Source organism: Caldalkalibacillus mannanilyticus JCM 10596 (assembly GCF_000615945.1).
GTDB lineage: Bacteria > Bacillota > Bacilli > Caldalkalibacillales > JCM-10596 > Bacillus_AT > Bacillus_AT mannanilyticus.
Genome location: NZ_BAMO01000033.1, coordinates 52,982 through 60,723 on the forward strand (window position 1 = coordinate 52,982; position 7,742 = coordinate 60,723).

Sequence of the window (7,742 nt, forward strand, 5' to 3'; positions counted from 1 at the left end):
GGTCCTTTTTTGTCCTTTGACACGTCTTGGAATTGAATAAATATACATTTCATTTTTTACGTAACATGGTAGGCTTGATATACCTCACGCTTCGGCATTCCTCGATCAACCGCTGTGGTCTTGATCGCTTCTTTCACATCTAACCCTTGTTCTATATAAGAATCAACATGCTCCACAATAGAAAAATCCTTCCACCACAAAGTGGCTTCCTTCTCTTTTTGCAGCTGTTGAAGCTCTTCTTGATTTTCATTACCTTGAATAATAATACAAAATTCCCCTCTTATTTCTTCTCGTTCACTCCATTCAACTAATTCCCCTAATGAGCCTCTAATGTATTCTTCATGTTTCTTGGAAATTTCTCTGACGATGGCTCCACTGCGATCTGCTCCCAACACTTTTTCCATCGACGCTAACGTTTCTTTTAAACGATGCGGTGCTTCATAAAAAATAAGGGTCTGAGTGATATATTTTAGCTCAACAAGCTCTTCTTCTCTTTTTTTCTTTTGACGATCGATAAACCCGATAAACACAAATCTTTTGGTTGATAATCCAGAGGCTATTAAGGCGGTTAGACCTGCATTCGCCCCAGGCAAAGCGACAACAGAGATGTGAGCCTCTGTGGCTAGCCGAGTTAGGTCTTCACCAGGATCGGATATTCCAGGCATTCCAGCATCCGTTACAAGGGCGATTCTTTTCCCTGCTTTGAGATCTTCAAGAATTTCTAGCCCTTTCTTCTCCTTATTGTGCTCGTGATAGCTAATCAGTTGTTTTTCAATCTGAAAATAATTGAGTAGCTTTCTTGATTGTCTTGTATCTTCGGCAGCAATATAATCAACTTCTTTTAGGGTTTCTACCGCTCGAAAAGTCATGTCCTGTAAATTTCCAATTGGTGTAGGGACGAGAAATAAGCATCCCTCCTCTTCTTTTATAGCATAACTATGTTGATTCCAGCTCATGATTATGGACTCCTTTCTCAACGAGTCTCCTTTTTTGTATCGTTGAAAGCTTCTTTATTTCTGCTTCTTTTCTTAAGGCAGTCGATTTATCTTCAAATTCTTCTACATACTTTAGCTGAAAAGGACCTCTACCCCTTGTATATTTAGCCCCCTTCCCTATCTCATGCAGGTGAAGTCGGCGCTCTATATCGTTTGTATAGCCTGTATAGAGGCTATGATCCTTGCATTGAATGATGTAGACAAAGTGCTTACTCATGCTTAGGAGCTCCAAAGTATATTTCCTGAAGTTCACTCGTGTACTCATTATGATCATCGTAAACCACGAGAGGAGGAAGCAGCTTTAAATCTGGTTGGGCATCCTTCATTCCCTCTACTAACACCATGTTCGCCTCCTTATGGCGCTTAGGATGAACAAAGCGTAAACGCTTAGGCTCAAGTCGATATTGTCTCATCAGTGTGAGGATATCCATGAGACGATTCGGACGGTGTACATAACAAGCCTTGCCTCCTGGACGCAGTAATTGTGCAGAAACTTTAATCACATCCTCTAAGCTGCACATGATTTCATGTCTGGCAATAGCATAGTGCTCATTCTGATGGTGTTCTCCTGTAACCACAGGCATATAAGGAGGATTACAGGTAAGATAATCAAACAGCCCATGCCCTATTTTTTGCGGGGCCTCCTTCAAATCCATATGATGAATCGTAATCTGGTCTTGAAGCTGATTTAAAGCCACACTCCTGTTCGCCATATCAAATAGTCTATCCTGAATTTCAACAGCTTCAATCTTAGCCTTAGATCTAGCACTAAGCAGGAGAGGAATCACTCCATTTCCCGTACACAAATCCATCATTCTCCCTTTAGTTAAAGGAATAGAAGCAAATTTAGCTAATAATACGGCATCCATTGAAAAAGAAAAAACCTCTGGGCTCTGAATGATTTTTAAATCATTGGTTAATAGGTAATCCATACGTTCATTCTGCTGTAGTTTTACTTCCATATTCTTCTTCCTTTATCTTCTATGTAATAATACTAACAATCGTTGGCCTACAAACAATCGCTATTCTGTTTTTCTATGTGAAAAAAGAGTCTGTTCCCCAGACTCCTTTCTTACTGAATAAGAAAGTATAAATTTTTGTATAATCTTTATAACAAAAATTTATACTTTCTGGCAGCATGATATAGGACGACTTGCGACGTTGTCGCTTAGCGTCACTTATGCAGTTGCTGTGAAAGCTTCCTCTAAAGAAGGACTAGACGACATCTTCGAAAGGGCTTCAATAGAAGCTTTTCTTACTTATTTAAAAATGAGAGGCAAAATAGACAATCTCCTTCACGTCGAACACTTCCATAATGTAAATTACATATATGAAACCCTTCCTGATAAAGTCTAGCTAGATTGTCATAGCCTTCTCCAACTAACTGTTTTTTATGATTTTTATCTAGATTCTCAACATCAGTTGGTGGAGTAATTTCTTCCTTTACCTTTTCGTCAAGTCGTTCTCTGAGGTGTTTGTTTTCTAGTGTTAGGTAATTATTTTCTTCAATCAGCTTGGCCACTATTTGTTTAATATTACCTATATTTTGATGGAGTTCTTCTATCTGATGTTCAAGATGTACTACATGGTCATATAACGCTTTTTTATCCACTATATCCACCCCGTCCTAAATCCCATCACCCTAATCTTCGACTAATTGATTGCCTACTGCCTCTAGTTTTACCTGTTCTCCAATCAGTTCGTCAAGGGTAAACTCAATCACTCTCTCTGGCTCTGCCAGCTCCACTTGAACCAATTTCTCTAAGATATTCAGACCTACCACTCGACCTCTGCCTAACGGCGTATTCGCGGTTTCACCTATGTCCGGTAAATCCTTAATTGCCGATTCATATTGATCATTCTCATATTTTAAACAACACATCAAGCGACCGCATAACCCAGAGATTTTTGAAGGGTTCAGAGATAAATTCTGGTCCTTGGCCATCTTAATGGAAACAGGTTCAAAATCCCCTAAGAAGGATGAGCAGCACAATACACGACCACATGGACCGATTCCACCAAGCATTTTAGCCTCGTCTCTTACTCCTATTTGTCGAAGTTCAATCCGTGTTCTAAAAATAGCTGCCAAATCCTTGACCAATTCTCTAAAGTCAACTCGCCCCTCTGCCGTAAAGTAAAAGATCACTTTATTACGATCAAACGTATATTCCACATCAACAAGCTTCATTTCTAACTCATGCTCGTGTATTTTCTCCGCACAAATATGAAAGGCTTCCTTAGCTGAGCTTTTATTCTCATCTACTTGGAGCTTGTCTTTATTATCTGCAATTCTCAGCACCTTTTTCAGTGGGAGAACCACATCATCCTCATTGACTTCCTTAATCATCGTCACGGCTTTTCCGTACTCAATTCCTCTAGACGTTTCGACAATCACAAATTGGTCCTTCTCTATATCAAATTGATCTGGATCAAAGTAATAGATTTTTCCAGCTTTCTTAAATCGAACTCCAATGACTTTAAACATCGCTTATCCCTCCTTTAAACGAAGCACTAATTGCTCTAGAAGGAGTTGTGGGTTAACATTAGCATAAAGGCGCTTTTTGGCACTTAGTATAGCCTCAATTCCCCTAGTAATTCTCTCCTGAGACAGTAATAGCGCCTGCTTATTTAACTTTTCTACTGAATCAATATTTATATATTTATCCGTTAGATGGCATTTTGTATACATGAGATCTTTATACCAAAACAAAAGAAACTCTAACGCTATATCGATTTGTTCTCTTTCTTTGGCAACTTTCAACCATTTATCCTGTACATGAAAAAAAGCCTTTGAAGAGTTTTGCAGAATCTCTTCTACTAATTGTATCATTAAATTTCTTAGTTCTGCAAACCATTCTGATTGGCAAAGGTTACGTGCCTCTTCCAAATCTGTTGTTATGTGGGAGGCTGTTTTTGCTATAGCTAGTCCATATTCAGGAGATAATACTTCCATAAGCTGTTCAGGAGAAGGTGGATAGAACGTCATCTCTTGACATCTAGAGATAATCGTTGGTAATAAGCGATGGCGATGTTCCGTCAAGAGGATCGCCACGGTTCCAGAATGGGGCTCCTCTAAAAATTTAAGGAGGCTGTTTGAGGCTTGGACAGTCATCGTTTCAATGCGATCTATAATATATACCTTTCGGCTACTTTCTACACCACGATATGAAAATTCCTTTTGTAATTGACGAACCTGATCAATTTTGATGGATGTACCTCTGCTTCAACCCAATGCACATCAGGATGGTTTCTATTTCGAATTCGTTGGCACTCGTGACACTGACCACAAGGCATTTGATCCTCTCTTTGAATACAAAATAGGGCTTGAGCAAAAAAAAGAGCCAAAGCTTTCTTCCCAGCTCCTTTTTTCCCCACAAAAAGATAAGCATGAGCTAAGCGATTTTTGGCAATAATTTTCGTGATCCATTCCATCATATGGGGCTGTGTCGTGTTTTCAAATTGCATAGTTAGCTCCTTGTATCCTCCTAGAATTGTTCAAACTTCTCCACATCGACAACAAACACAGTGGCACCACCCACTTGTATTTCAACGGGATAGGGCACATAAGAGTCCGCATTTCCTCCCATAGGAGAAACTGGAGCGACTAATTGTTGACGAGACTGGCAGTTTTTCTTAATTATTTCAAGTACCTCATCCATTTTGTCATCATCAATTCCAATTAGAAAAGTAGTATTTCCTGCTTTTAGAAAGCCTCCTGTACTGGCTAGCTTGGTAGCTCTAAAATCCTTCTTAACAAGCGCACTTGATAAGCGGTTACTGTCTTTATCCTGCACTACTGCAATGACCAATTTCATAGCCGACACCTCCTATACGGTTATCATATGATTTATCAGCCCTATCTGTTTCTCAAAAGTTGCTGAATGTCTTCTCTAATAAGCTCTTGAATCATTTCTATCGATTCGGCTCCATTCACTAATTTGATTCTTGCCTCACTTTTCGCTAGGGCTAAGAAGCCTTGACGCACTCTCTGATGGTAGTCCAATTCTTTTTGCTCGATGCGATCTAAGGATTGATTAAATTCTTGAGCGTTCCTCGCCTTCATTCTTTCTCTCCCGATTTCTGGAGATACATCAATGAGAAACGTTCGGTCTGGTGTTAACCCTCCAGTGGCGAAGCGATTAATTTCTTGGATCATCTCTTCTCCAAAGCCTAAGCCATATCCTTGATAAGCTATACTTGCATCTACAAAGCGATCACAAACAACTACTTTCCCCAGTTGCAGGGCTGGCTTAATCACTTCCTCAACATGCTGAGCTCTAGAAGCAGCATAGAGCAATATTTCTGTTTTTGATGCCATTTTCGTATGCTCTGGATCTAGAATAATTTGTCTAATTAAATCACTTATTGTCGTTCCCCCAGGCTCCCTGGTTTTAATAAAGTCGATGTTTCTTTCTTGTAAGAACTCAACAAGTCGTTGTAATTGTGTTGATTTTCCTGATCCATCTGGACCTTCAAAAGTGATAAATAATCCATTCACGATCTTCTGTCTCCTTGATTGCTTCATTTCCTTATTCTATACTTCCACTTTTATCGTCTTAAATCCTCTATTTTTCCCTTGAAAATAAGCACCTTTTTCTTGAAGCTGGGTAATGCTCTGAATCGCTTCTGAAGTGATTCTTTCACCAGATAATATAAGGGGGATTCCTGGAGGATAGGGAATGATCATTTCAGTCGCTATTTTGCCGATCGAGGAGGAGAAGAGGACCTCCTGTTGTTCATGCTCTCTATAGCTCTTCATCACAATAGGCTGTCCTATTTTCCCTTCTTTGTGCTTCGAACTTATGCTGATATGAGGTTCAACATATGTCTTCGGCTTATGTTGGACATAAATATTTTGTAGCTCCTGCACCAACGCCTGATTCCACTCTTCAACAGGGTCTAATGGTAAAGTAAGTAAAATATTTTGAGGATCTGCCATTTCACAATAGATGTTTTTTTGCTCTAATCGTTCTTGTAAAGCATAACCAGATAACCCTTCTATGGAGCGAATCGTCAGTTTATATGGGTCCATCTCTACCCTAAACTGATTTGCTTCCTGAACAATAAGGGAAGAGGCTACATACCCAGCTTGTCCTATTTGAGTCCTTAGTTCCTCATACTCAGCTATGCTTAATCTCCAATCATCCTCGGTTCTATCCTGAATGAACTGACGAGCCAAATCTAATGATGCCATTAACGGATAGGAAGGGCTACTGGATTGCAAGCTCTGCAAATAATACTTCAAATCAGCTCTACTCACCCTATTGCCTTGCACATGTAACATCGAAGTCATGGTCATCGAGGTTAGCATTTTATGAGTCGATTGAACACTGATATCCGCTCCTAGATTCATGGCTGACGGAGGTAATCCTGTATACTGTCCAAAATGAGCACCATGCGCTTCATCCACTAGGACAAAAAGTCCTTTGTGGTGAACATATTCAACCATTTCTTGTATATCCCCAGCCATTCCATAATAGTTGGGATAGGTTAATATAAGTCCTTTAGCCTTAGGATATTTTCCCACTGCTTGTTTTACCGTTTCAACATGTAAGCCAATGGGAACCGCGAAAGTGGGGCACACTTCGGGTTCTAGAAATATAGCTTCTGCGCCCGCTAATGCCAGTCCATGAAAAATAGATTTATGACTGTTTCTCTGAACTAGGACCTGCTTTCCGCGATTCATGGTCGCTAAAATCATAGAGATGTTACCAACCGTACTCCCGTTGACTAAGAAAAATGTCTGTTCAGCAAAAAAAGTTTGGGCTGCCAGCATTTGAGCGTCCGCTATCATTCCTTCAGGATGGTGTAAATCATCCAAGCCCGTTAGTTCCGTAACATCCCATTTCATGACTGTCTGATGCGTTGGATACGCATTAGGCTGAATGCAATGTCCTCCTTTATGCCCTGGTACATGAAAACGCTTAGGCTGCTTTTCAGCAAATTCCATTAGGGCACGTTGAATAGGAGCTTCTCTCCGTATATGCTTCATTGAGTTTTCTCCCTTGTATTTGGTTCTCCGTCATGATTCTACATGATTCTTGTTATCTATTTTACACTGATTGTGAACGTAAAAAAACAGAGACTTTAAGATCTCTGCTTTAAGCATTTTCTTTTAACCATATTTTTCTCATTTGTTTAATAAAGAAAGGGTACTTTTCATCTACCACATCTGTACTTACCATTTCACCTTCACACTCTTTACAAATAAAATGATCCCATATATGAATACCAATATGATGTTCTTTTGAGCAAACAATACAAGTCGTGTTTTGTTTCTTCTTTATTTGAAGTTCAGACTGATTCATTTCTACTCCTCCGTTTCCCCATGTAATGGTTTCAATTTGCCACATCCCGCTATCTATTCTTCATTATGGAAATCCTTTGCCCATTTCATACTCTCATTATTCATTTATTTTTATTTTTTGGGATTATTTTTTGATCTATATTATTATAATGATTTCGATTCGATAAGTGCATAAGAAAAACTCGGCAATGCCCGAGTCCTTTTTGTTTTGTGTTTTTATGAAGCTTAATACCTCAAACTGACGGCAGGGGAATACCTATCCTCCATTCCAACGCTCATCGCTTAACTTCCATTTCGGCAGGTATTCCTGCCTAGCTTGTCCTCTCTAGTCTAACATTGGATCTCTTCCACTCTGTTCGCGGATTTTCTGTCTCCAATTTTATCAGAAAACTTAAAAAGGGATCTCTCGATCCCTAAAATCTTATAAATTCTTATACGCT

The 7,742-nt window shown here is 39.4% G+C and carries 10 protein-coding genes and 1 pseudogene; all 11 read right to left on the reverse strand.

Translation table 11 applies throughout. The annotated features are described in order from the left end of the window. Positions 1-56 precede the first annotated feature (56 nt). The 11 genes and pseudogenes from rsmI to JCM10596_RS17125 all read right to left on the reverse strand — a co-directional run bounded on the left by rsmI (position 57) and on the right by JCM10596_RS17125 (position 7,303). Positions 57-956, reverse strand: coding sequence for a 16S rRNA (cytidine(1402)-2'-O)-methyltransferase (gene rsmI / locus JCM10596_RS17080; RefSeq protein WP_025028176.1), 900 nt, complete (start codon positions 954-956; stop codon positions 57-59). Further along, complete coding sequence (locus tag JCM10596_RS17085) at positions 937-1,212, reverse strand: GIY-YIG nuclease family protein (RefSeq protein ID WP_025028177.1); 276 nt, start codon at positions 1,210-1,212, stop codon at positions 937-939. Before JCM10596_RS17085 ends, rsmI begins: the two co-directional genes overlap by 20 nt. Further along, the gene (locus JCM10596_RS17090) at positions 1,205-1,957 is read right to left on the reverse strand and encodes a tRNA1(Val) (adenine(37)-N6)-methyltransferase (RefSeq protein ID WP_025028178.1); all 753 of its coding nucleotides are present in this window, start codon (positions 1,955-1,957) and stop codon (positions 1,205-1,207) included. The genes JCM10596_RS17085 and JCM10596_RS17090 overlap by 8 nt, the downstream gene beginning before the upstream one ends. Positions 1,958-2,250: 293 nt before the next feature. Next, positions 2,251-2,607: a DNA replication initiation control protein YabA gene (yabA, locus tag JCM10596_RS17095; RefSeq protein WP_025028179.1), complete on the reverse strand. Its 357-nt coding sequence runs from the start codon at positions 2,605-2,607 to the stop codon at positions 2,251-2,253. A gap of 30 nt (positions 2,608-2,637) precedes the next feature. Further along, positions 2,638-3,480 (reverse strand): PSP1 domain-containing protein, encoded by an 843-nt coding sequence (locus JCM10596_RS17100; RefSeq protein ID WP_025028180.1) that lies wholly within the window; start codon positions 3,478-3,480, stop codon positions 2,638-2,640. Positions 3,481-3,483: 3 nt separating this feature from the next. After that, positions 3,484-3,981, reverse strand: coding sequence for a DNA polymerase III subunit delta' C-terminal domain-containing protein (locus JCM10596_RS30415; protein ID WP_369345664.1), 498 nt, complete (start codon positions 3,979-3,981; stop codon positions 3,484-3,486). Positions 3,982-4,026: 45 nt separating this feature from the next. Further along, positions 4,027-4,460 (reverse strand): annotated as a pseudogene (locus JCM10596_RS28870) (DNA polymerase III delta subunit-related protein); the annotation flags it as partial. A 20-nt stretch (positions 4,461-4,480) separates the two neighbouring features. Beyond that, the gene (gene darA, locus JCM10596_RS17110; protein WP_025028181.1) at positions 4,481-4,810 is read right to left on the reverse strand and encodes a cyclic di-AMP receptor DarA; all 330 of its coding nucleotides are present in this window, start codon (positions 4,808-4,810) and stop codon (positions 4,481-4,483) included. A 41-nt stretch (positions 4,811-4,851) separates the two neighbouring features. Beyond that, the gene (gene tmk, locus JCM10596_RS17115) at positions 4,852-5,493 is read right to left on the reverse strand and encodes a dTMP kinase (protein WP_025028182.1); all 642 of its coding nucleotides are present in this window, start codon (positions 5,491-5,493) and stop codon (positions 4,852-4,854) included. Between the two features lie 36 nt (positions 5,494-5,529). Beyond that, the gene (locus JCM10596_RS17120; RefSeq protein ID WP_025028183.1) at positions 5,530-6,987 is read right to left on the reverse strand and encodes an aminotransferase class I/II-fold pyridoxal phosphate-dependent enzyme; all 1,458 of its coding nucleotides are present in this window, start codon (positions 6,985-6,987) and stop codon (positions 5,530-5,532) included. Between the two features lie 109 nt (positions 6,988-7,096). Continuing rightward, positions 7,097-7,303 carry a sigma factor G inhibitor Gin gene (locus JCM10596_RS17125; RefSeq protein ID WP_051541361.1) on the reverse strand — a complete coding sequence of 69 codons (207 nt, stop codon included), beginning with the start codon at positions 7,301-7,303 and terminating at the stop codon, positions 7,097-7,099. Positions 7,304-7,742 lie beyond the last annotated feature (439 nt).